Below are 24,971 nucleotides of genomic sequence, written 5' to 3'. Positions count from 1 at the left end.
ATACGCAAGTTAATATCTGTGGATGGGAAGGGTAGATATTGGCCCAAGACTATTACTCTGTGAAAAAAAACATCAATTAAATAAGGTATTAAAAATGGAAAAGACAACGACCGACAAAAAAAACGTTATTACATTTAATAACAACGATTTTCCAAGCGATCTCGGTGGGGAGCTTTCTGCCTCTATTCTTTTTGTACAGAACAGTGTGATTCCGGCTGGTAAACATCTTAACGATGATATTCAGCCGCATTTAACATCGCATAAGAAAACTATGGTCCTGTTTAAATCAAAACAAGAGATTGACGAGGCTATTCCGGTCACTTTGACTCTGAAAGATGCGGAAAATCAGGTGGCTGGCACTTACACCCTGCGTCCGCCCAAGGACTTGACGCGGCTGGTTGAGCAGATTAAAGACTTCAACGGCAGTGAAGATGACTTTATTGAACCGGCAGTTTATGACAAATCCATTTCTGGTCAGGCCGAGCTGAATAAACTACAAAATGATACGCAAGGTAATCAGATTAAATCCATTCTTTCTACCAATAACAGTTTAAAGATCAGCACTCGAGATGGTGGTTGGATTAAAGATTTTTATATGCCTGTTGCGGATGAACTGGATGGTAAATTAGTCACTTTCTCCTCGAATGCCGGATATAATTCATTTATCCACTACTCAGGTAAAAAAGTTACGCTGAATCGTGGTCTGACCATAGTGCTGCGTAATTATAAAGGTTCTTGGTACAGTCTGGATGATGTGAAATATAGCCAGATTTCTTTTGGTGAAGGCTTCTGGTCGGTCATTATTCCGTTTGAAAAAATCGTTCCAGGTATTCAGCTTGATTTTGAACATAACGGCAAACACGGCCAACTTGGTAATATCCAGGTTGGGGCGTCGAACGAGTTAATTATCCACACCATTGATTTAGGTATGTTAACGCCGTATCGCAACGCATTCGAATTCCAGAAAAAAAATGAATATCATCGCCAGTATTTCCAACAGGTTCCATTGAGCCGACTGATCGTTTCACAGTACGAACCGCAGTATTTCAAAGAAGTGATGTTGCCGGAAGGTGTGCTGCTAACCGATTACGATCCAAGCACCGGTGGCGTTTATGAGGGAACAATGCGTCAGCGCATTGGTAAAGAACTGATTTCCATCGGTATTAATAATGCTAACTACGGTATCAACTCCTCACAAGGGAAAGGGGAAAACGGCCATCCGTACAGTACCGCACAGCTTACTGCGCATAATTCCATTGGTAAGTACGTCAATGGGATTATCGTACATGGTTTATCCGGCGGCGGCGGTATTGTGACCCTGGAAAGCAGTATTGGGAATGAGTTCAGCCATGAAGTTGGCCATAACTACGGTTTAGGACATTATCCAAACGGATACGCGGGTTCTATTCATCAGGCTCCGGATAAGCCAAACTCCTGCTGGGGTTGGGACAGCGATAACGATCAGTTCATCCCTAACTTCGAAAATACAATCAGCAACAAACCAACCTGTCAGGATGAGCAATGCGCAGCACCTTTTGCCGGGCACAGTTTTGGTCGCGATGCGATGGCGAGTGGTTCGCCAATGTATATGCAAAGTAATGCTTTTACCCTGCATACACCTTATTCGTTATCAAAAATTCAAACTTTCCTGGAGAATAAAGCCGTATTTGATCGCCATTCGCCTACCGGTTTTAATAAGTGGAATGCCACGACTCAAACAATGGAACCTTGGGAAAACCGGGTGGAAACCAAGTCAAATAAAGATGCAGCGCCTTCAGAAGTTACCATGGCATCAATGACGGCATTACTTGAACGCCATGATCTGATTACCGTGTCGTTTAAAAATAAGAGTTTTGCTAAGGATATTTATATTCCTATTGCTACAGAGGAGAATAAAGGTAAAGCCGTACGAGTTAAAAACGTAACTAACTCTACTTCTTTGCTTCATGTGAATAACCAGCTCTATACCATTGCCTATAACCACAACACCGTTTATTTATCTAATGGTAAAACTTGGTTGGAAGTTGCCGATTACTCGCTGAGCGAAGCCAAACGTCCATATAAACAAGGGGTAGCGGTCACTACATTGGTTGGTTATTACGATCCTCAGGGGGCGCTGAGCAGTTATATCTTCCCGGCATTACATGGTTCATTCGGTATGGTTTATCAAGGTGACGGTAACCGAGCCAATATTTGTTATCTCGAAGTACAATTCGAAGGTGGGGTCGTTCAGCAATTCAAACTCTCTGCTAACCGCATTGATGCCACCTGTATGAACAAATTCCACATTAACGTAGAGGAAGGTTTGAATCCGATAAAAGCATCTATTTTTGTCGGCGGCGTGGAGGTATCGTCCATTGATATTGCTAAACCAACATCCAACCTGGAATTCAGTGTTAATGGGGTGGCATTGTAAACAGAGTTTGATGCCATACTGGATACTGTAATAAATCTAATCTAAGACTCTGGCCATCCCTCGATTATCTCTATCAGGGATGGCCATTCTTATTTAAAGAGGTGCGGGGAGGGGGCATCGAAAAATAAATATCGAGCATTAACTGAGGTAAACAAAGGAATTTGTGGGCTGATAGTTTTACCCGCTTAAATTTCGAACTAACCCCGGAACCTCTCTTATCAGTCTAACTAAGCAGCTCTATCAAATATAATGACAAATCAAGCGACGCAATTTACGCCTCTGAAGAGTAAAAGCTTACCCATCGTACTTTTCTGCATTTTCTGCACATAGCCAAGAGTTGATGATGCTAAAGCATAACTTCATCACTTCGAATCTCATTTTAGTTACAACATACAGCGTGCTTTAGTTCAAATAATGCCATCTGAAGCTTTTGCGATTAACAAATAATCGGGGAATATAACAACGCCTAAAAGTCCTGCAGATAGTAGCAGGGCAGTTAGGTAGCCCCCAAGCTGCTCAATATGGCGTTCTGTCTTGGTGTGTAAATATCCAATTTAGGGGTTTAGGGGATTTCACAGGGGAAACGGGATTTTGTTTAAATCTTGTTTGTATTAGACGTTCGGCTGTGCGATTAGCATTAAAAATTAGTGTGAGTGGTTGTTATTAAATAATTTATGAATGCCAGGGGCAAAGCATGGCCGCCATTTTCAGGCGGCCTGAGGCAAGATTTAGAGATAACGGCGCTCTAAGTGCTGACGGAAGAAACGCGGATTAAGAGTTTCGCCCGTGGCTTTAATTATCAACTCGTCGGTGAGATAACGGCTACCGTGCTGCCAGATATTTTGCTGCAACCAAGCGAATAAGGCGCTGAGATCGCCATTACCAATTTGTTGATCCAGATTTGGAATCGCTTCACGAGCCGTTTGGAATAATTGAGCGGCATACATTGCGCCCAAGGTATAAGTTGGGAAATAGCCAAAAGCCCCGTCGGTCCAGTGAATATCTTGCATGCAGCCGTTGCGATAGTTGCCCTCGGTATTTAGCCCCAAATAACGCTGCATTTTTTCATTCCACTGTGCCGGAATGTCCTCAACCTCAATTTCGCCTTCGATCAGCGCTTTTTCGATTTCGTAACGCAAAATCACATGAGCCGGATAGCTAACCTCATCGGCATCCACCCGAATAAAACCGGCTTCAACACGCTGATTAAGCGCAATAAAGTTGTCCTCGGTTAACGCCGCTTGTTCGCCAAAGTGCTTGATAGCAAGGGGGAGCAAAAGCTTTAGAAACTCGTCGCTACGTGCCAATTGCATCTCAAATAGCAAGCTTTGAGATTCATGTATCGCCGTGGAGCGAGCATGAGAAATAGGTTGGCCTAACCATTCGCGCGGTAAATTCTGTTCATAGCGGGCGTGCCCCGTTTCGTGAACGATCCCCATCAGGGCGCTAGTGAATTCTTTCTCGTTATAACGTGTAGTGATACGTACATCTTGCGGAACACCGCCGCAGAAAGGATGTACGCTAACATCAACCCGGCCACCGTCAAAATCAAAACCAAGTAGCGCCATGACACTCAGGCTAAGCTGGCGCTGTTTCTCTAAATCAAATGGGCCGACTGGTGTTAAATGTGGTTGTTTAGCCTGCTTGACGATCGCTTTTTGCAGCAAATCTGGTAACCATTGCTTTAAATCACCAAAAATACGATCCAAATCGCTGCTGCGTAAACCCGGCTCATACAGGTTTAATAACGCATCGTAGCGAGATGTGCCGGCAGCCTGCGCACGGATCTCGGCCTCCTGACGACTAAGTTTCACCACTTCTCGCAGATTTTCTGCAAAGCCCGCCCAATCATTATTGATGCGTTGCTGACGCCAGGCATGTTCACAACGCGCGCCTGCCAGCGATTTCGCTTCAACCAAACTTTCTGGCACCAGTACCGCGTTATCGTAGTGGCGACGCATTTCGCGCAGATTCGCTTTCTCAATATCGTTCAGAGTTTCCTGTTCCGCCTGCTCAAGCTATTGGCCGACCTGTGGCGCGGTCAGAATTTGGTGATGCAGCACGTTTAGCTCGGCCAAGGCCTCTGAGCGAGCCAAATTGCCTTTAGGGGGCATCATGGTTTGCATGTCCCAGCCGGCAATAGCCGAGAGATGTTCAAAACGAGACAGGCGAGTGAAGGTGCTGCGCAGCTGATGATAGGCTGTGATCATAGGGCACTCCATTAGTTAACCGATGATAATCAACGTTTTTTTGCTATTTATTTTTTATCTGATACTGCGTCTGAATCTACGGATAAACTGTAGTAATCTTTGACTGGCCAGCAGAAACGGAAGCTCGCGCCGCCCAAAGAACTGCTTTCTACAAAAACGCGTCCCTGATAAGCCTGCGCGATGGAGTGAACGATTGCCAGGCCTAAACCGCAGCCGCCGGTCGCGCGATCGCGACTTGGATCTAAGCGGACAAAAGGCTCAAACACTTTGGTGCGTTCATCCGGCGGAATGCCGGGACCATCGTCTTCAACCTGCAGACAAGCTTCATCGCCGTCGAACCACAGGCCGATGCGCAAACGCTGATTGGAGTAGCGCAGGGCGTTATTCACCAAATTATCCAGCACTCGTTCCATTAGGCGTAAATCCACCGCACCAAAATCGCCACTGTGCGGAATATCCAGCGCGATTTCTCGCTCGCGGTGAATCAGGCGCATATCTTCGACTTTAGTTTGCAGCCAGGTCGGTAAATCTATTGGCTCCAGATTAAGAGAAACCTGAGGGCGATCCAGACGAGCATAAGTCAATAGTTCGTCTATCAATGATTCCAACTGACCGATATCCCGGTTTAATGCCAGTTGCTCTGTTTCGCTCAGATTTTCACTCATGGCTAAACGGTAGCGCAAACGAACCAACGGGGTGCGCAACTCGTGGGCTATGCCGTCAATCAGCAGTTTTTTACTGGCAATCAGAGTGCTGATGTTATCCGCCATCTGATTAAAAGCGACGCCGAGACGATTCAGACTGGAAGTCGGATCAAAGTGCGTCCGTTCATCTAAATGTCCGGAACCCAGCCGCTGGGCAGCGTTTTCTAGCTGTAGCAGATCTTTCCAGTGCGGGCGCATCCACAGGAAAACCGGCAACGCCAGCGACATACCGATTAAAATCAGCAGAGCCAGATCCAACAGCCGCATTTGATGTAAATAGAATAAATACGGAACCGGTCCGACCACCAATACATAATGACTGCGCGGAATTCGCTGCAAGAATGAGTATTCATCGTCTAAAGCGATGATCTCTCCTGCCCGCAGTCGTTTATTCAGGCGTGGCCCTAAATCTCGTTTATCCAGCGGTTCAATATGCAGTTCAAACGAAAGATTCAAATCCAGCGTTTCGATGGTTTTATTCCAGTCACGCAGGGGGATTTCTCTCAGTTCACTGCGCATCAATGACAGCGAGCTTTTCATCAAGTCGTCTAAAGACTGGCGCCCAGCGCGTTCGGCGGTGACTTTATAAACCAGCCCGACCAGCATCGCCATCACCATAAAGCAGACAAACAGCAATAAGAAAAACTGTATGAATAGTTTTCTCATTGTTGGACGGATTCCCAGGCGTTAGGAGCAAACAGGTAACCTTTATTACGCACGGTTTTAATGCGGAATGGCTCCAGCGTATTATCGTAAAGTTTGCGACGTAAACGAGAGATTGCCACGTCGATACTGCGATCCATTCCGTCATAGCTGACGCCGCGCAGACTTTTTAATAAGATTTCCCGATCCATAATAATACCGGCGTGGGTGGCCAGTTCCCAAAGTAAATCGAAGTCTGACGTGGAAAGCGTAATTTCCTCCTGACCCAGATTGACCTGACGATTAACTGGATCGATACAGAGCAGGCCGAAGCGAATCGCGTTTTGATTGGTCAGCGTGGCTACCTGTGGCTCTTTGCTCTGGCTTTGCCGTTGGCGTAAATGTAAACGCAGCCGCGCCAGCAAAACGGCAGGTGGCGTAGTTTTCAGAATATAATCATTCGCACCCATTTCCAGCGATAGGATATGGTTCATATCACTATCCAATGAGGTCAGCAGGACTATCGGGCCATCATAATGAGGACGCAGATCCCGGCAAAGCGTCATACCGTCTTTACCCGGCAACATAATATCCAACAGCACTAAATCCGGCTGTTGCTCGGTAATAAAGTCCTGCGCGGTGTCGCCTCGCGGCTCAATCAGAACGTCAATATCATGTTTGCCTAAATAGGCGGCAATCAACTTTCCGACTTCTGGGTCGTCTTCGACAAAAACAATTTTAGTCATGTTTCCCGGTCTATAAGAATCTGCGATAAAAGTGACGGAATTCAGCATAGCGCGCCGAAGAGGGCAATGCCATGAGGATTTGGTGTCTAATCTTGAGCTGTATCGCGCAATTATTCATTCGTATGATTAAAGCGTCGGCTCCGTCTGGTAAACAGTAAGGGAATTATGTCATTATATTGGTGACACTGACTGTCACGTCGTCTCTATTTAGCCGTAGTCCAACACTATTTTGAATTAAGAGAGGATTAGGGGATGAGTAGTGAGCGGATACAGCGCGAAACCATCTGCTTTGATTACATGAAATTTCTATCGGCTTCCTGCAAAAAACGCTGGAGTTTTGTCGATGCGATTTATGGTGTAATGCCTATCTTCGGCATGGTGGTAAAAAAATCTCAAACTGAATCAGAAAAGAACCCACAAGAGCAGTTAACCGCCTTAGCTTTGCAGGTGCTATCTACACAGGTGAGCGATGAAACCAATATGATTCGGTTAATTCGGTTGGCACGCCAACAGGGGATTCAATCTCTGGAAGTCCAATTACCCTATGGTTTGGATATCGGTCAATTGGCGGCTATTTCACGTCAGTGCTCACCGCAGGTTGCTTTGACGTTAAACGGCGAGCGGTTGCTGGTTAATTTGCCCGTCATTCAGCCTTAAATATGCTGTTCATGGCGAGCAAGCGTCGCTCTTGGCCATTTTATCTTTATATTCTATCACTCAGAAATTCAGCAAAAGTTCGGCTTTGCTCACTGATAATTTGAATTTGATGCTCGGTTTCTTTTCCGTTATTTATGCGTTGCTCAATATCATCTAGTCTATCGTTGCTATCCTGTAACGTCTCATTGTTAGTCGGATGGTGTTGATACCCTTGGGTAATGAGATTTTTTCGATGCTTGGATTGTTTTTATCAATGCCTTGGTTCCATGAAAAGCAGCCTTATTAGCTTTACTGCTTCCTCGAAACTGCCTCCAACTGTGATTCTCTCCAAATTTTCTATTAATCGATGGGCTTCTTGCCACCTCAATATCAATTTTGATTCATGCATTTCTGCTACAAAAGGCTGTTCAGCATCTACTTTATTTTTACTGACATTTTATTTTTACTAACATATGTAGATAGCTGAACATATTAGAAATTAATGCATAATTAACCAGGTCGCGGGCAGGGTAGCGACCATTACCAGACAAATGGCCACGCGCTCCATTTTATTTAAGATGCGCATATCATGGTGACTTTTCCGAGCATAAATAAACACCAATAATCCCGGCGCATACAATAATACCGACAGCAGCAAATGCAGCATACCGGCGGCGTAAATCAGCCATAAACCGTATAAGCAGGCACCGCTGGCCGCCACAATCAAGCGCCAATCCTGACGTTTTAGCGCAACCTTAAACAGAAATGCGCCCACCAAGAAATACGGCACTAAAATCATTTCAGAAGCGATAGTTAGCAGCGTATTATAGTTACTTCCGGTAATCCAAATCAGTACCAACGCAATCTGCACCGCGCCGTTGGTAAACCACAGCGATTGGGATGGCGCATTATTCTTATTTTGCTGACAAAACGCTTTCGGGAAAGCGCCATGTTTAGCCGCATGCAACGGCACCTCGGCGGCCATAATGGTCCAGCTCAAGTAAGCGCCGCAGACTGAAATAATCAGACCCGTGGCGATAACGATTTCACCCAGTGGCCCCATCAGCTCAACCATCAAACCGGCCATCGATGGGTTGCGCATCTCTGCCAGCTCGGCGCGTGGTACTACGCCTAGCGACAGTAAGGTGATCAGCAAATACACGCTCAGTGCAGATAACACCGCCAGCATGGTTGCCCGACCAACGTCCTTTTTATTTCGCGCCCGCGCCGAAACCACTACTGCACCTTCCACACCGATAAACACCCACAGAGTGATAAGCATGGTGCTTTTAACCTGCTCCCACACCGGCGTACCCAAAGCGATGCCGCTGAAATCCAGCGTAAAGGTCTCGAGATTAAAGGCGATCGCCGCCAGAATAATAAAACCGCCTAAGGGTAACAGTTTCGCCAGCGTCGCCACCAAATTGATGCTGGCCGCAGTCTGTACGCCGCGTAATACCAAGGCGTGCACCACCCACAGCAGGAAAGAGGCACCGATCAATGCTTGCCAGGTATTCCCTTCACCAAAAACGATGTGATCTGGCGTATCGGTGAAAAAGCTCAGCGCGGCAAACACAATAACCAGATAAGACACGTTAGCGATCACCGCGCACAGCCAGTAACCCCAGGCGGAGAAAAAGCCGACCAGATCGCCAAAGCCTTCTTTAGCATAGGTAAAGATACCGCCATCCAGATCCGGCCTGAGGCGAGTCAACAACAGCATGGCAAAGGCGAGGAAGATAATCCCTACGCCGGTAATACTCCAACCGATAAGTAACGCCGCTGGACTGGCAACTTCAGCCATGTTCTGCGGTAGGCTAAAGACGCCGGCGCCTAGCATGGAGCTGAGAACAAGTGCGGTTAGCGCGGTTAGGCCGAGTTTTTTTTCCAATGCTAGCAGTCCTGGTATTTAAAGAATTAATCTATGGATGTCAGCTATCAACTAGCAGGATATGGGGAGTCGGCACCGATAGCTGAAAGATAATAGCCCTAAAAAGTGCCAAGATTTTACGGAGTGCGGGGTGTGGATGCAATGATTGGTTATGCGATTAGGATAAAAAGTTATTCAGTCGTTCAGGATTTGCGCAACCAGAAAGGCCGTTGGGCGGGAAGAGGGTAAAGAATGGCGGAAACAAAAGTAAAACGGGGCAACCTTAGGCGGCCCCGCAAAGATTATTTGAACAAATCAGCGCTAACGGTCAGGTTGCCGCCGCTTTTGTTTTGCCACTGACGAGTCACGTGGTAGTACTTGGCTCCTTTCGCTGCGGCACGTTTAGCCACTTCTTGCGAAACATCGGTCATACTGTTGAAGTGACCGGTAAAGGTAACTGAATCAAAGGGCACCATTTGTGCCGCAGTGGTGTTATTCAGTTCCTGAATTTGCGTACCGTCGGACAGAGTTACAGTGTAACGCTTCCCGGTTGAAGACTGAGTTTCGAAGAAGCGACCCACGGCATTGCTTGGCGTACCAGAAGAGGCAACGCCCGGCAGTTCAACTTTAGCCGCTTCGGCACCGCCCGCTGCCAGTGCGGCACGGCCTGCGTCGGAATCAGCAGGGATGACGTCCGGGCTTTGCACCTTACGTTTTGGCGCATCAGCTTTATATACGTAAGCGGTGATAAACTGGTTACCGCCGCCGTTGGCATCGACTTGACGCACGATGAAGAAGAAGCTGGCATTTTTTCTTTTCGCTTCTTTAGAGATTGCGTCGTTAATATCCGGTTGGCTGCGGAAGAAGCCGCTGACAGACACGGTATCAAAAGGCTCCAGCAGATAAGCTTCGTTCTTCGGCAGCTCTTTTACGCCGTTGAAGGTGCGGTATTGAGTCTCTTGACTCACTTTTTCCGCATCTTTGTGGTACAGATCGGCCGTTACACGCCAGTTACCGCCGTTATTATTGCTGTTAGTATCCTGAATATAGAAAGCGTCTGCGCCCAATGCGTCAGCGCGACGTGACACCGCAGCGGCTGCTTCATTGATTGCGTTAAACCGACCGGTAATTGTTATACGTTGGAACGGTTTAATGGAGGCTGCTTTTTCCGGCGCTAATTCTTGCGCGGCTTGTGCAGCAGAAAATGCAGTCAGTGATAGCAATGCTGACGCGATGATCGTGTATTTCAGCTTCATAAAAAATCCTTTCGCCTTGCGCATTAACGTTATACGAGCAGAACTATTGATGTGTAACAGAATAGCCGATGATTATTACATGTAATAATGGCAGGTGTCTCAGCAATTTATGCCGCACAGTGTGACTATTTACTACCGGCAATCAATGGCGTTCTTTCCCGCTAATACAGATAAGTTTTGATAATAATACAATTAACGACATAAGCTCGATTTATTTACATTTTGCTAACCTCAGGCCACGTATTTACTGGATTCATAGAATGGATGGAATAAATTTAATCTAACCATAAATGGCAGGATAAGACTCTGGTAAATATAATATTGATAGTCATTTATACAATCTTCCCATTGGCTATCAGTTTTTATGCAAAAAGCGTTAATGTGATGCAGACAAATATGGATCATCAGTCACATTTTCAGTAGGTTATAGGAAGCTGTAGCAAGCAGGTTTCGGCGGCGCGAAGATTCGGCGTAACGAAATCACAACTATAGGCAGGATGACGACACACTCATCATCGAAGAGAACTAAAAGGGAACATTATGCGTATTGGTGTACCAAGAGAGCGGTTGGCCAATGAAGCCCGGGTTGCAGCAACGCCGAAAACGGTGGAACAACTGCTGAAGTTGGGCTTTACCGTCGCCATAGAGGCAGATGCCGGGCGACTGGCCAGTTTTGACGATGCGGCTTATCAGTCAGCTGGCGCCACAATTACGGATACGGCGAATGTGTGGCAATCGGATCTGATCCTAAAAGTTAACGCGCCCCTTGAGGATGAAATTGCCTTAATGCGTGAGGGCAGCACGCTGGTCAGTTTTATCTGGCCTGCGCAAAATCCAGAACTGCTGAAAAAACTGGCAGAACGTCAAGTGACGGTGCTGGCGATGGATTCTGTGCCGCGTATCTCACGGGCGCAGTCGATGGATGCCTTAAGCTCCATGGCCAACATCGCGGGTTACCGCGCCATTGTGGAAGCCGCTCATGAATTCGGCCGTTTCTTCACTGGGCAGATTACGGCCGCAGGTAAAGTGCCTCCGGCAAAAGTGATGATTATCGGTGCTGGCGTTGCCGGTCTGGCAGCCATTGGCGCCGCGGGCAGCCTTGGAGCTATCGTTCGCGCCTTCGATACGCGTCCGGAAGTGAAAGAACAGGTTCAGAGTATGGGGGCCGAATTCCTCGAGCTGGACTTTGAAGAAGAAGCGGGCAGCGGCGATGGCTACGCCAAAGTGATGTCCGAAGCTTTCATCAAGGCAGAGATGGAACTGTTTGCGGCGCAGGCGGCGGAAGTGGATATTATCGTCACTACCGCGCTGATTCCGGGCAAACCTGCTCCGTTGCTGATCACCAAAGAAATGGTTGCCTCGATGAAACCGGGCAGCGTGGTGGTCGATCTGGCGGCACAAACCGGCGGTAACTGCGAACTAACCGTCGCAGACAAAATCACCGTGACTGATAATGGCGTTAAAATTATTGGTTACACCGATTTACCAAGTCGTTTGCCAACCCAGTCTTCCCAGCTTTACGGTACTAACCTGGTTAACTTGCTGAAACTGCTGTGCAAAGAGAAGAACGGCGAAATTGATATCGATTTCGAGGATACCGTGATTCGCGGCGTTACCGTGGTGAAAACCGGTGAAATTACCTGGCCTGCGCCGCCAATTCAGGTTTCTGCTCAGCCTCAGGCGGCAAAAGCGGCGGCTCCGATTGAAAAACCTCAGGCTAAACCTTCGTCTCCCTGGACCAAATATATCTTTATGGCGATCGCCATCGTGCTGTTTGGCTGGCTGGCCAACGTGGCGCCGAAAGAGTTTTTGTCACACTTCACCGTGTTTGCTCTGGCTTGCGTAGTGGGTTACTACGTGGTGTGGAACGTCAGCCATGCGCTGCATACGCCGCTGATGTCGGTCACTAACGCTATTTCGGGCATCATTGTGGTAGGGGCGTTGTTGCAGATTGGCCACGGCGGCTGGGTAAGTTTCTTATCCTTTATTGCCGTACTGATTGCCAGCATCAACATTTTCGGTGGTTTCACCGTGACTCAGCGCATGCTGAAAATGTTCCGTAAACACTAAGGGGTAACTGATGTCTAGTGGTCTCGTAACAGCTGCATACATAGTTGCCGCGATTTTATTTATTTTCAGTCTGGCCGGTTTATCCCGCCACGAAACCTCCAAGCAGGGTAATACTTTTGGTATTACCGGTATGGCCATTGCACTGATCGCCACCATTATGGGGCCGGATTCCGGCAACGTTGGCTGGATTATTGTCGCTATGGTTATCGGTGGCTCCATCGGTATTTATCTGGCGAAAAAAGTCGAAATGACCGAAATGCCAGAGCTGGTTGCGGTGCTGCATAGCTTCGTGGGTCTGGCCGCGGTACTGGTTGGTTTCAACAGTTATCTGGATCACGGCGCACCAATGGAGCCGGTGATGCAGAACATTCATCTGACCGAAGTGTTCCTTGGCATCTTTATCGGTGCAGTAACCTTCACCGGTTCTATTGTGGCCTTTGGTAAATTACGCGGGATTATCTCTTCTAAACCGCTGACTTTGCCTCATCGCCATAAGCTGAATCTGGCGGCGTTGGTGGTGTCATTCCTGTTGATGGTGCTGTTTGTGAAAACCGACAGCGTAGCGATGCAGGGCATTTGTCTGTTCCTGATGACCGCCATAGCGCTGGCTTTCGGCTGGCATCTGGTGGCCTCCATTGGCGGGGCGGATATGCCGGTTGTGGTTTCCATGCTGAACTCCTACTCCGGTTGGGCTGCTGCGGCGGCGGGCTTTATGCTCAGCAACGACCTGCTGATCGTCACCGGCGCTTTGGTGGGTTCTTCCGGTGCGATTCTGTCTTACATTATGTGTAAGGCAATGAACCGCTCGTTTATCAGCGTTATTGCCGGTGGCTTCGGTACTGACGGTTCGTCCGTCGGTGATGCGGAAGAAATGGGCGAATACCGTGAAACGACGGCGGAAGACGTGGCCGAAATGCTGAAAAACTCCAGCTCGGTCATTATCACTCCGGGCTATGGCATGGCGGTAGCGCAGGCGCAGTATCCGGTGGCAGAAATCACCGCCAAACTGCAGGCGCGCGGTATCAAAGTTCGTTTCGGTATTCATCCGGTTGCCGGCCGTTTACCGGGTCATATGAACGTGCTGCTGGCGGAAGCCAAGGTACCGTACGATGTGGTACTGGAAATGGACGAAATCAATCAAGACTTCCCGGAGACCGAAACCGTGCTGGTCATCGGTGCCAACGATACGGTTAACCCGGCGGCGTTGGAAGATCCGCGCAGTCCTATTGCCGGAATGCCGGTGCTGGAAGTGTGGAAAGCGCAGAATGTTATTGCGTTCAAACGTTCAATGAATACCGGTTATGCTGGCGTTCAGAACCCGTTGTTCTTCAAGGACAACACGCAAATGCTGTTTGGCGATGCTAAAGCTAGTGTGGAAGCCATTCTGCGCGCGTTGTAATCGTTAAGAAAAGGAGCGGGAAGAAGATTCGGCTCCTTGAATTGAACGGTAAAAACGAATTCCAAGCAACAAAACAAAAATCCGGAGCGCAACTGTCTCCGGATTTTTTATATCAATAAATCAGTGAGATAACGGGGATAAATACAGCGGGAAGTTGGCACGTTCGGCGGCCTGATTCAACTGTTTTTGCGCGGTGAGAATGTTTTCGCGCCAGTTTTCATCCTGCGCCCACATTTCAATAACCAATGGAACACGGCTATTCATATCTCGAAGCGCGCGGAAAATGGCGGTGAAATCCACTTCGCCTTCACCAATAACCAAATCGCGGAACTGGCCCGGTGCATTTTCTCTGACCTTAAGGGTGTCTTTCAGGTGAATCTGGACTATATGGTTGCGACTTAGCCTCAGCTCCGTTACCGTATCGTAATTCCAGCCGTTAATATTGCCCACGTCAGGGTAGGCCATAAAATAAGGGGAGGGAATTTCCCGCTTGAGAATTTCGAATTTACTCAATGAATTCAGATAGTCGGTATCCATAATCTCAACCGCCAGCATCACGCCTGCGCGCTCGGCTTGTTTGGCACACCATTTCATCCCATCAATAAAACGCTGGTGAGTATGTTCGTTAGAACTTTCGTAGTAAACGTCATAGCCTGCCAGTTGGATCACGCGAATCCCCAGCTTGTAAGCAAAATCAATCGCTTTTTCCATATGGATTTTAGCCTGTTCGCGAATAACTTTATCTGCGGAACCAAAGGGATACTTGCGGTGAGCGCTGAGACACATGGAATGTAACGGAATTTGATACTGTTCACACAGGCGACGCAGGCCATAGATTTGCTCGTCTGACCAATCCAGTCGCACGCGTCGTTCATCAGATTCATCTATCGATATTTCCATGAAATCAAAGCCCAGAGATTTGGCCACTCTAAGTTTTTCTTCCCACGGCATGGCGTTGGGGAGAGCTTTCTCATAGATCCCGACAATCTGGTTTACCCTGTTTGTATACATTATCAGCCTCCCGGGCCATATCGGTTACGACCAGTATTTATCGATTTCAGCGCGTAATGCCTGCGCGTTGGACTGACCTTTTTCGCCGGTTAACGCCCGCCCGGCAATAAAAGCTTTGGCTCGAATGCCTTCGAACAGGCGGATATCCTGCGGTACTATGCCGCCGGTTATAGAGAGTTCCAGTCCTAAATCAGACAAAGCGCGCATGCGAAGTAGGTCATCATCGCTCCAGCCCACGCCGGCCAATTCTGCGTCTCTGGAACGATGATAAATGGCCTGTTTAATGCCCAGAGCGCGCCAGGCTTTGGCATCATCGAGCGTCCAGTTACCGTAGATTTCGATTTGAATTTCTCTGCCCAACTCATCGGCTACTTTTTTGCAGGCTTCAATAGTGGCAATGTGCGCGGCGGCGGAAACCGTCAGCCAATCTGCGCCAGCTTCGAAAGCCATTCGCGATAAAATCGCGCCGCCGTCGGTGGTTTTTAAATCGCAGACTAATAGGTGATTCGGATGGTTTTGGCGTAACGTCGTCACCGCCTCCATTCCGGCGGCGAAGGCCAGAATAGTACCGACTTCGATAATATCGACGTAACCCGCGACGCTTTTTGCCAGAGTCACGGCGCTGGCCAGATCGGTTTGGTCCAGGGCGATTTGAAGCATAGGTTTGGCCATAGTGATAGTCCTTTTCAGTCAATGGCATCCGTTAACCAGATGCCGATGTGATAGCGAAGCAGGAGCGTGGTGCGGCTAGCGCTGCCCGTAGTAGGCGTTGCTGCCGTGTTTACGTCGATAATGTTTATCTGACAAAGCATTCTGCAGGTGAATATGTGCATTGAGCGAGCGTGTCGCCAGCGCCATGGCGGCGACTTCCTCTAAAACCACCGCGTTATGTACCGCTTCAAGCGCATTTTTTCCCCAGGTAAAGGGGGCGTGCCCATAGAGCAATACGCCGGGTACGGCTACCGGATCGATTCCGCGCATTCTGAAGGTTTCATCAATCACCAGCCCGCTGTTTCTTTCATAATTCTGATTGATTTCACTGTCTTTTAGTGGACGAGTGCAGGGAATATCACCGTAAAAATAGTCAGCATGAGTCGTTCCCAACGCCGGAAGATCTTTCCCCGCCTGCGCCCAAATAGTGGCGTAGCGCGAGTGAGTATGTACGATGCCACCCAGCGCCGGAAAGAGACGATATAACTCAAGATGAGTCGGGGTATCGCTCGAGGGATTTAAATCGCCCTCGATCACCTTGCCCTCCAGATCCAGCACCACGATATCCTCGGCTTTCATCTGGTCATATTCCACGCCGGAGGGCTTAATGGCCATGACGCCATGCTTTCGATCAATCTCGGAAGCATTGCCCCAAGTAAAGGTCACTAAACCGTAGCGAGGCAACAGCAAGTTGGCTTCCAGCACCCGATGTTTCAAAGCTTGATACATAATTTATTCTCCTTGTCACACCCGCAGCGCCGCATCAATCACCGCATAAACATCTTCGGTGCTACGGCAGCGGCGCAGTTTGTCGAGATCGACTCCGGTTTCGCTGTTTTCATCATCCAGAACCTGAGTAACCTCCATTAATCCCGCCATATGCTCATCCGAACTGCTGCCTGCGAGGGTGATCAGCACATCCACCGCGTCGTCTTCTCCGTCGAAATAAATAGGTTCGCTTAAAGTCACTAACGCAAACGCCGTGCGATTTACGCCGTCTTCCGGTCGGGCGTGAGGCAGAGCAAAATTTGGTGCAATAACGATATAAGGGCCGAGCTTTTCAACGCTGTTGATAATGGCCTGATGGTAGGCCGGCGTCACAGCACCTGAGGCAATCAGCATATCGGTTCCCAGCTTGATGGCCGCGCGCCAGTCTTCGGCCTGCGCCTGTAACATGATGGAGCGGTTTTCTATCAACGAGCTTTTCAGTGATGAGGTGGTCATAGTGATATCTCCCCGGTTAGCTCTGGTGTGTCATCAAAATTAAAATTTAGGTTATTTTTGTTGGTTAACTTGCTCAATCAGAGCAAGCAACTGTTCGCCAAAAGAATGTGGGTTCAGCATATTTTGTACCCCAAGAATAAATTTACCTTCTCCAACTTCCATTTCACTCGACAAGTGTTTTGACGAAACAATAATGTCGGTATTAGCCAGTTTGGATTTGTAGTCAGAAACCGCGCAGGAATCCATGTGATGGGGAATGCCTTTTTTCTCTAGATAGCTGCCGATCTTCATTTTCATCATCATAGAAGAACCTTGCCCGTTGCCGCAGACGGCGAGAATCCGAACCGGTTTAGCGCCTTCGACGCTGGGCGCATCGGTAGAATGTTCGGGTTTTGCCTCTTCGGCCGGATTTTCATCTACCGCAGGGGGGAGTGCCGTCAGCGCTTTAGCTGCATCTTCTTCAGCCCGTAAAGTGCGGGAGGCAAAGAACATATAAACCAGCGCCAGTGCGATCAACAGGTAGAAAGTTAAGGATGAAGCAGATAAACCTTGCATGATAGGAGGGAATAGCAGAGACCAGTCGGCCATACCCATCCAGCTATTGAAGGTAGTGCCATTCTGCATAAACAGATCAATAGCCCAGGCAGATCCTAATACTTCGATAATTCCCATTACAAAGCAGATTTTCATGACCGCACGCCAGCCGCCGAAGTGGTTGGCAAACACGCCGATAGTGGCGTTGGAGAAGAACATCGGAATAAAACCGGGAATAATCATGATGGATGTATTGAAGGCCAGCATCACCAATACGGCAGTGAACTGCCCTAAAGCGCCCCAGATAAAACCAAATACCATCGCGTTAGGGGAGAAGGCGTAGATCGCGGCGCAGTCAATCGCCAGTACCGCATTGGGAATAACGCGTTCAGAGATGCCTTTAAAAGCCTCAGACAGCTCGGCCACGAACATACGCACACCGGTCACAATAATCTGAATTGCTACGGCGAATTTCAGGCCGGTCTCCAGGATATAGATGGCCCAGTGAGTGCTGCCCGCCATCGAACGCAAGTTATCCATGCCGAAAGAGAGTAAAATTACGCCGAAAAACAGCGTCATAACGATAGCAGTGGCGGCAATGCTGTCATGGAATATATGCAGCCACTTCGGCAGCTTCAGATTATCTACGTTATCTTTCGGATCGCCAAGTTTAGGTGCAACTTTTACCGCAATCCAGGAGGCGGCCTGCTGTTGGTGCCCGATAGAGAAACCTGCGCCGCCGGTCACAGCTTCCGTCGGTTTAAACATAATATTGGAGAAAATACCCCAATAAAGGGCGAGGAGAATCGATGAGTAAATCACGGTTTCCCACATAGGAACCGCCATCACAAAGTAGAAAACCGCGATCAACCCAGCCTGTTGGAACATAATGTGGCCGGTTAGCATAATGGTGCGAATCCCGGTGTAGCGACGCAGCACCACCAGCAGAATATTGATTGCCAGCGCCAGTAATACCACGTACCCGACCCAGGAATAATCGTCGCCCATGGTTTCCATGGTTGTCATCATTGACGTATAGGGATCGATAACCGATCCTGTCAGACCGTGGAATTCGGCCATTTTTTCGATGACCGGTTTAAAGCTGGATACCAGCGTTGTTGCGCCGACTTGTACCAGCATAAAACCGACAATAGTCTTGATTGTTCCTTTAATAATGGTTGTGATATCACGACGTAGCAGGCTATAGCCGATACAAGTCACCAGACCAAGCAGCAACGGCGCTTTGGTCATGACCTGGCTGTAGAAGATATAAAACACATCATACAGATACTCCATACCACCCCCTGACACTAATATGGTTGGACGGAATCTTTGCCACCGCCCTGTAGAGATCCATTTCTCGGATAATACATGACACAACAACAAGCTATATAATCAAAGGTGATCATTCAATGATTCAATGTGATTAATTTGATTTTACTCACACTAATAAGGGCTTTGTGGTTATGTAATTAATTTAAGGTATTGAAAATAAACATATAAATAGATTGTGATAAGTAATAAATGACCTTTCTTGCATAAAGAAATTAAGGGTATACCGAGAGAGTAGCCATTCAATTGTTGAATATTATGACATTGACAGTTATTTTTCTCACGTATATGATCAATTTAAATCAAAACCAATCACCATGTAATCAGCATGTGAGCGGTTATCGTAGGATGACTGAAATGAATGAAATGCAACGTCACCATGAAATCGTGGCTTGGGTAAATGCGAAGCGGTCTCTCACTATTAACGATCTTATTGAGCGTTTTGATATTTCACCCGCGACGGCACGACGTGACATCGCCAAGCTGGATGCATTGAAACAGTTAAGAAAGGTACGCAACGGTGCGGAGTGCATCGTGGATAAAAAGAAGCAGGCCTGGTCGCCGCTGAACATTAATAACGCCGATAACTATGAAGAAAAATCACGCATTGCCGCCAAGGCATCGGAACTATGTCAGGACGGTGACAGCATAGTGCTTAACTGCGGTTCCACCGCATTTTTACTGGGACAAACTTTGTGCGGGCGCGACGTACAAATCGTGACGAATTACTTCCCGCTGGCTTGTTATCTGATTGAGAACGACCACGAGTGCGTGATCATTATTGGAGGTCAATACAACAAAACGCAAAATATTATTCTTAACCCTACCTCGACAACTTTTGATGCTTATGCAGGCAAATGGATGTTTACAAGTGGCAAGGCGCTCAATGAAACCGGGCTGTATAAAACCGATATGTTAACCGCAGTTTCGGAACAGCAGATGCTGAACAAAATCAGCAAACTGGTGGTGGTCGTTGATAGCTCCAAAGTGGGGCAGCGCACGGGATTACTGTTTTGCCCAGCCAGTAAAATCGATATTCTGATTACCGGCAAGGATGCAAATCCAGAGGTTATCAGCAGCCTGAAAGCGCAGGGGGTAGACGTCATTTTGGTCTAATTTCTTTATCCTAAAGGTCTGATTATGAGCAAAGTAAACGAGATTACCCGTGAGTCATGGATTTTGAACACTTTCCCTGAGTGGGGAACCTGGTTAAATGAAGAAATCGAAAAAACCGAGGTTCAACCCAATACTTTCGCCATGTGGTGGTTAGGATGTACCGGTATCTGGCTTAAATCCGCCGGTGATACCAACATTTCTATCGATTTTTGGTGTGGCACTGGGAAAAGAACGCAGTCTAATCCTTATATGAATGCTCAACATCAAATGATGCGTATGGGCGGCGTGCGGGCATTACAGCCAAATCTTCGGACTTCGCCTTTTGTATTAGACCCTTTTGCCATCAAGAAAATTGATGCCGTGCTGGCTACTCACGATCACGCCGATCATATCGACGTCAACGTCGCTGCCGCGGTGCTGCAAAACTGCGACGATCATGTGAAATTTATCGGCCCGCAGGCCTGCGTTAATCTGTGGCTTGGCTGGGGCGTCCCGGAAGAACGCTGCATCGTGGCAAAAGTTGGATCGGTGATTGATATTGGCGATATTCAAATCACCGTGTTGGACTCTTTTGACCGTACTGCACTGATTACATTACCAAAAGGCACATCCTCCAAGGATAAGGCTCTGCTGGATACCATGGATGAGCGTGCGGTGAACTACCTGATAAAAACCAGCGGTGGCACGATCTACCATTCTGGCGACTCTCACTACTCAAATTATTACGCTAAACACGGTAACGATTACGATATTGACGTCGCGCTGTTGTCCTACGGTGAAAACCCGCGCGGTGTAACGGATAAAATGACTTCATCAGATATTCTGCGCGCCGCTGAATCTCTGAATGCGCAGGTAGTGGTGCCGTTCCATCACGATATCTGGGCTAACTTCCAAAGTGACACTCGTGAAATCGAGGTACTGTGGAAAATGAAAAAAGATCGATTGGACTACAAATTTGCGCCGTTCTTCTGGCAAGTCGGCGGAAAGTACACCTATCCAACGGACAAGCATAAAATGCATTATCAGCATAACCGAGGCTTCCACGATATCTTTATCGATGAGCCAGAGCTGCCATACAAAGCCTTCCTGTAGCTGAATGAATACTCGATGCAAGCAGGCGCTGGAGCGACTGGCGTCCTTTTTATCAGCCAAAGGCTAAGGCTAAAAACCTGCTATTACACTGCTGTAAGGGAATTTTCAAGGGTAGGGAACGCACCGGATGTGCCTGATTTATCGGCACCGGTGCGGAGCAGACAACCTATCGTTTTGATATCGTTTTGAGTTAGCTCACTAAGCAAAAGCCAGTCCGTTTTCACAGACTGGCTTTGGTATTGAAGAGGTTATCGCTAAATTTATCGCCGCTAAGCTTAGTGGTCGTTATCCGTTGGATGACAGACCGTCACCATCCTCATTACACTCCACTGGGCAGGTAAATCCATCCGGCTTGATTGCCAGCAAATCACATTTCAGATGGTCGATCACATGTTCGGTTGTATTACCGATAAAAGCGGCGGAAAGACCGGTTCGCCCCAATGTGCCCAGTACGACCACGCCAGCGCGTAGGTGCTCAGCCAGATCCGGAATCACTTCTTCCGGTAGACCTTTTTCCACATGGGTGTATTTCTCGTCCAAACCAAATTTTTGCCGCAACGCTTTCATGGCTATCAAATGCTGGCCGCGAATAGCATCGTTATATACGCTCGGATCAAAATCAGGCAGTTCAATGGCAATATTGATTGGCGTCACCGGATAGGCGCTAATGAGATGCACCGCCGTTTGGTTAACATGCTCGGCCAGCTCTTTGGTTTCTTGTACCAGTTTGAGGTTGAGCGGATCGTGAAGTGGATCTTCGCTGGACAGGTTAACCGCCACCAAAGCCGTACCGTCTTCAGGCCAAGGTTGATCTTTCACCATCCACACAGGGCAGGGGCATTTACGCAATAAGTGCCAATCTGTTGGGGTAAAAATAATAGATTCCAGCCGATCGTGCTGATGAGCCATTTTTAACAGCAAATCATGCTTCGCACTCAGGACTTCCTGAATTATGGCTTCATAGGGTCGGTTGTGCCAAACCACTTTAATATCAATGGGAATGCCCGCTTCAACGTAGAAACGACACTGTTCGGCAATCCAGGCTGCGCGTTGACTGATCACGCCTTTACGCATCGCCGTTCGTTCATCTGGCGAAAGCAGGGTGGTCATATCATAAGAAAGATCGTAGATAGCGAGGAAGGCTGTGATTTGCCCGCCGTTACGCTGCACCAGATAAACAGCTCGGCGCAATGCCGGTTGATCGTCCTGATTGGGGTCAATAGCCACCAGAATATTCTGATACTTTGCCATAGGGTCTCCTTACAACTGCGAATCACTATTAACAGTGTGTTACTTACAGAGTAAACCATGATGGAAAAACAGAACAGGGGGGATAGAGAGCCAGACCAATAAATATGCAAATTATTGATCTGGCATTAGGTCAGATTAGCACACCGGTTTTGGGTTACCCGCGAGCTGTGCCAGCGCTTCGGTATTTTCAATGGTAATGTATTTGCCTTTTACGCTGAGGATTCCACTTTTCTGGAAGCGGCCCAGCAAGCGGCTAATGGTTTCAACCGTTAGCCCCAGATAATTACCGATATCGCCACGCGTCATCGTCAGGCGGAACTCACGAGGTGAGAAACCACGTTGGGCAAAACGGCGCGACAGGTTATAGATAAAGGCGGCCAGACGCTCTTCCGCGTTTTTCTTCGATAGCAACAGAATCATATCCTGATCGCCTTTGATTTCACCGCTCATCAAACGCATCATCTGCTGACGCAGGTTAGGCATTTTGCCGGATAAATCATCAAGCGTATCGAACGGAATCTCACAGACCATCGAAGTTTCCAGCGCCTGAGCAAAACTCGGGTGTTGTAAATTGCTGATCGCATCGAAACCAACCAAATCACCAGCCAGATGGAAACCGGTAATTTGCTCATCGCCTTCTTCGGTAATGGTATAGCTCTTAATGGTCCCGGAACGAATAGCATACAAAGACTTCAGCTCATCGCCAGCTTTGAACAACGCCTGTCCTTTCTGAATAGGCTTTTTCCTTTCAATGATGTTGTCGAGCTGATCCAGCTCGTGCTCATTTAAGGTAAAAGGAATACAGAGTTGGCTGATGCTGCAATCCTGACAATGAATTGCGCAACCACCTGACTGGATACGTCGGATAACACGTTTTTCCGGGATCATGAGGGTATTCCCATTAATATTGATATTTGTCAATTTTAACATCTTTTAAGGCGTCTGATAAGAGTAACAATGCTTAGCGCGCTAAAAGATAACCTTCATGAGCCAATAACCAACGTTTCCGCTCTACGCCACCGGCGTAGCCGGTCAGCGAGCCGGACGCGCCGATGACGCGATGACAGGGCACCACAATGGAGACTGGGTTCAGGCCATTAGCCATGCCCACGGCGCGGGAAGCAGTAGGGCGACCAATTCGTTGAGCCAATTCGCCGTAGGATATGGTTTTCCCGCAGGGAATGTTGCGCAACTCTTGCCACACTTGCCGTTGAAACGCCGTCCCCGCAGTTTTTACCGGCAGGCCATCGATAATATCCAGCTCACCGGCAAAGTAACGCTGCATTTTCTCGGTTAAACCGCCAGGATTAATCTTTTCAGTCAGCGTAAAAGTATTTGGCCCATAGTGAGACGTCAGTAATTTCAGCAGTCTTTCATAGTGATCGACCCAATCAATGGCGCGCAGGTTATGTTCGCTATCGCCAATAATGACCAGTTCACCTGCTGGGGTGTCAGTACGGTCAATGTAAAAGGTTTCCATAAGGCTCCGTGGGGGTTATCTACTGGTTTTATCAACAGCAGTATGGCACGAAAAACCGGCGTTTTTGAATAGCCTCTGTCAGTTTTATGCCGCCTATCATTGACAATGCGAAGTGGTTCGCACTGATTAACTACAAAGCGTTAGTCTTTATCCTTCAAACTGATTATGCCAGGTTATCAGCCGTGACTGGGCATAGCCTTAAATAGCGACTAGGATGAGGTTTTGCCTAATCTATCGGAGTCAGAAAGATGTCAGTTGACCGCCCGCAGCCCTTATTAACCGCTGAGGATTGCTCGCCGGCCGTGCTAGAACGCGCTTGTGCAGTCTCTCCTTTCATTTTCCTGGCTGACCATGCCGGGCAAACTATCCCCTCGCGATTAGGTGATTTAGGCCTACCGCCCGGCGAAATAGATCGACATATTGGCTGGGATATCGGCTCTTTACCCGTAGCTCAACGGCTCAGTGAGCTGCTGGACGCCACCTTAATCCATCAGCGCTATTCTCGCCTGGTCATCGACTGTAACCGTACTCCCGGTATCGCCAGTTCTATCCCTGAAATTTCCGAGCAAACCACGATTCCAGGCAATCAAAGTGTCACCCCCGCGCAGGCAGAAGCCCGCAGAACCGAAATTTTCCAGCCTTACCACGATCTTATTCGCCAAACGCTGGATCGACGCGCAGCCCAAGGGCAACCTAGCGTTATCATTTCTATGCATAGTTTTACGCCAACTTTTAAAGGTGTGGCCAGACCTTGGCAGATCGGTACGCTGTTTAACCGCAATCCGGAATGGGCTTTATTGCTGGTTGAATTATTACGTGCAGAAGGCGATTTACAGGTCGGGGTCAACGAACCTTATGCCATGACTGATGCGACGGATTACACCTTGCCGTTCCACGCTGAAAGGCGATATTTACCTTATGTAGGCATTGAGATTCGTCAGGATTTGATCACTCAATCCTTTGGACAACAGCAATGGGCAGAAAAATTGTCGCGTATTCTAACGCAACTGTGGCAACAATTTAGTGACCGTTGCTGATTGTGCGGCGAGTTGGTCGCGAATTAAGGAAGAGTCAATTGGGTGAAATCTGTCCAAAATAAACAACCGCCAACCAACAACGTGCTGGCGAGCGCTTGCCTGATGAGTCAATTGGCGCGAAATAGAACAAAAATAGCGCAATTAACGCTGTATAAATGAGCAATAGTCAGATAATATCGTGGCACTGTTTATTTATACAGTGCCACGACGCATTGATATTTACTCACGTTCAAT

The 24,971-nt window shown here is 48.0% G+C and carries 19 protein-coding genes and 1 pseudogene; 7 read left to right on the top strand and 13 right to left on the bottom strand.

The window, feature by feature from the left end:
• Positions 1 to 94 precede the first annotated feature (94 nt).
• Positions 95 to 2,416 carry a M66 family metalloprotease gene (locus tag DBA33_RS03050; RefSeq protein WP_064513838.1) on the top strand — a complete coding sequence of 774 codons (2,322 nt, stop codon included), beginning with the start codon at positions 95 to 97 and terminating at the stop codon, positions 2,414 to 2,416.
• Positions 2,417 to 3,144: 728 nt separating this feature from the next.
• Here the strand turns inward: DBA33_RS03050 and DBA33_RS03045 are convergent.
• The 3 genes and pseudogenes from DBA33_RS03045 to rstA form a co-directional block, all read right to left on the bottom strand.
• Positions 3,145 to 4,626: pseudogene (locus tag DBA33_RS03045) on the bottom strand (carboxypeptidase M32).
• 47 nt (positions 4,627 to 4,673) lie between these two features.
• Positions 4,674 to 5,996 carry a two-component system sensor histidine kinase RstB gene (gene rstB, locus DBA33_RS03040; RefSeq protein WP_120805519.1) on the bottom strand — a complete coding sequence of 441 codons (1,323 nt, stop codon included), beginning with the start codon at positions 5,994 to 5,996 and terminating at the stop codon, positions 4,674 to 4,676.
• Positions 5,993 to 6,718 (bottom strand): two-component system response regulator RstA, encoded by a 726-nt coding sequence (gene rstA, locus DBA33_RS03035; RefSeq protein WP_064513832.1) that lies wholly within the window; start codon positions 6,716 to 6,718, stop codon positions 5,993 to 5,995. The genes rstB and rstA overlap by 4 nt, the downstream gene beginning before the upstream one ends.
• A 252-nt stretch (positions 6,719 to 6,970) precedes the next feature.
• Here rstA and DBA33_RS03030 point away from each other — a divergent pair, with 252 nt between their 5' ends.
• Complete coding sequence (locus DBA33_RS03030) at positions 6,971 to 7,375, top strand: hypothetical protein (RefSeq protein WP_120805517.1); 405 nt, start codon at positions 6,971 to 6,973, stop codon at positions 7,373 to 7,375.
• 478 nt (positions 7,376 to 7,853) lie between these two features.
• Here the strand turns inward: DBA33_RS03030 and DBA33_RS03025 are convergent, their stop codons facing one another.
• On the bottom strand, positions 7,854 to 9,245 hold the full coding sequence (locus DBA33_RS03025; protein ID WP_064513830.1) for an amino acid permease: 1,392 nt from the start codon (positions 9,243 to 9,245) through the stop codon (positions 7,854 to 7,856).
• Between the two features lie 281 nt (positions 9,246 to 9,526).
• Positions 9,527 to 10,480: a DUF1471 family protein YdgH gene (ydgH, locus tag DBA33_RS03020; protein WP_064513828.1), complete on the bottom strand. Its 954-nt coding sequence runs from the start codon at positions 10,478 to 10,480 to the stop codon at positions 9,527 to 9,529.
• A 540-nt stretch (positions 10,481 to 11,020) separates the two neighbouring features.
• Between ydgH and pntA the strand changes: the two genes are divergently transcribed.
• Together pntA and pntB are read left to right on the top strand one after the other, a co-directional pair.
• Positions 11,021 to 12,550 (top strand): Re/Si-specific NAD(P)(+) transhydrogenase subunit alpha, encoded by a 1,530-nt coding sequence (gene pntA, locus DBA33_RS03015; protein WP_064513826.1) that lies wholly within the window; start codon positions 11,021 to 11,023, stop codon positions 12,548 to 12,550.
• Positions 12,551 to 12,560: 10 nt separating this feature from the next.
• A complete protein-coding gene (pntB, locus tag DBA33_RS03010; RefSeq protein ID WP_064513825.1) occupies positions 12,561 to 13,949 on the top strand; it encodes a Re/Si-specific NAD(P)(+) transhydrogenase subunit beta in 1,389 nt (462 codons plus the stop codon).
• Positions 13,950 to 14,069: 120 nt separating this feature from the next.
• Here the strand turns inward: pntB and DBA33_RS03005 are convergent, their stop codons facing one another.
• From DBA33_RS03005 to DBA33_RS02985, 5 genes are all read right to left on the bottom strand, one after another.
• On the bottom strand, positions 14,070 to 14,960 hold the full coding sequence (locus tag DBA33_RS03005) for an L-ribulose-5-phosphate 3-epimerase (protein ID WP_120805514.1): 891 nt from the start codon (positions 14,958 to 14,960) through the stop codon (positions 14,070 to 14,072).
• 24 nt (positions 14,961 to 14,984) lie between these two features.
• Positions 14,985 to 15,632, bottom strand: coding sequence for a 3-keto-L-gulonate-6-phosphate decarboxylase UlaD (locus tag DBA33_RS03000; RefSeq protein ID WP_064513820.1), 648 nt, complete (start codon positions 15,630 to 15,632; stop codon positions 14,985 to 14,987).
• A 75-nt stretch (positions 15,633 to 15,707) separates the two neighbouring features.
• A complete protein-coding gene (locus DBA33_RS02995) occupies positions 15,708 to 16,400 on the bottom strand; it encodes an L-ribulose-5-phosphate 4-epimerase (RefSeq protein ID WP_064513818.1) in 693 nt (230 codons plus the stop codon).
• Positions 16,401 to 16,415: 15 nt separating this feature from the next.
• Positions 16,416 to 16,895, bottom strand: a complete 480-nt coding sequence (locus DBA33_RS02990; protein WP_064513816.1) for a PTS sugar transporter subunit IIA — start codon at positions 16,893 to 16,895, stop codon at positions 16,416 to 16,418.
• Positions 16,896 to 16,946: 51 nt separating this feature from the next.
• Positions 16,947 to 18,725 (bottom strand): PTS ascorbate-specific subunit IIBC, encoded by a 1,779-nt coding sequence (locus tag DBA33_RS02985; protein ID WP_120805512.1) that lies wholly within the window; start codon positions 18,723 to 18,725, stop codon positions 16,947 to 16,949.
• A gap of 393 nt (positions 18,726 to 19,118) precedes the next feature.
• On the opposite strand from DBA33_RS02985, the gene ulaR reads away from it, so the two are divergent.
• The gene (gene ulaR, locus DBA33_RS02980) at positions 19,119 to 19,877 is read left to right on the top strand and encodes an HTH-type transcriptional regulator UlaR (RefSeq protein ID WP_064513812.1); all 759 of its coding nucleotides are present in this window, start codon (positions 19,119 to 19,121) and stop codon (positions 19,875 to 19,877) included.
• A 24-nt stretch (positions 19,878 to 19,901) separates the two neighbouring features.
• A complete protein-coding gene (gene ulaG, locus DBA33_RS02975) occupies positions 19,902 to 20,969 on the top strand; it encodes an L-ascorbate 6-phosphate lactonase (RefSeq protein ID WP_064513810.1) in 1,068 nt (355 codons plus the stop codon).
• 285 nt (positions 20,970 to 21,254) lie between these two features.
• On the opposite strand, the gene uspE is transcribed toward ulaG, so the two are convergent.
• The 3 genes from uspE to ogt form a co-directional block, all read right to left on the bottom strand.
• Positions 21,255 to 22,220, bottom strand: coding sequence for a universal stress protein UspE (gene uspE, locus DBA33_RS02970; protein WP_064513808.1), 966 nt, complete (start codon positions 22,218 to 22,220; stop codon positions 21,255 to 21,257).
• A gap of 135 nt (positions 22,221 to 22,355) precedes the next feature.
• Complete coding sequence (locus tag DBA33_RS02965; RefSeq protein ID WP_064513806.1) at positions 22,356 to 23,108, bottom strand: FNR family transcription factor; 753 nt, start codon at positions 23,106 to 23,108, stop codon at positions 22,356 to 22,358.
• A 73-nt stretch (positions 23,109 to 23,181) separates the two neighbouring features.
• Positions 23,182 to 23,700: a methylated-DNA--[protein]-cysteine S-methyltransferase gene (ogt, locus tag DBA33_RS02960; protein WP_064513804.1), complete on the bottom strand. Its 519-nt coding sequence runs from the start codon at positions 23,698 to 23,700 to the stop codon at positions 23,182 to 23,184.
• Between the two features lie 248 nt (positions 23,701 to 23,948).
• Here ogt and DBA33_RS02955 point away from each other — a divergent pair, with 248 nt between their 5' ends.
• Complete coding sequence (locus DBA33_RS02955) at positions 23,949 to 24,737, top strand: N-formylglutamate amidohydrolase (RefSeq protein WP_120805510.1); 789 nt, start codon at positions 23,949 to 23,951, stop codon at positions 24,735 to 24,737.
• Positions 24,738 to 24,971: the final 234 nt, after the last annotated feature.

This window comes from Yersinia sp. IP36721 (assembly GCF_003634395.1).
Lineage (GTDB): Bacteria > Pseudomonadota > Gammaproteobacteria > Enterobacterales > Enterobacteriaceae > Yersinia > Yersinia entomophaga.
Note: the sequence above shows the minus strand (reverse complement) of the source record. Positions and strands in the feature narration are given on the sequence as shown.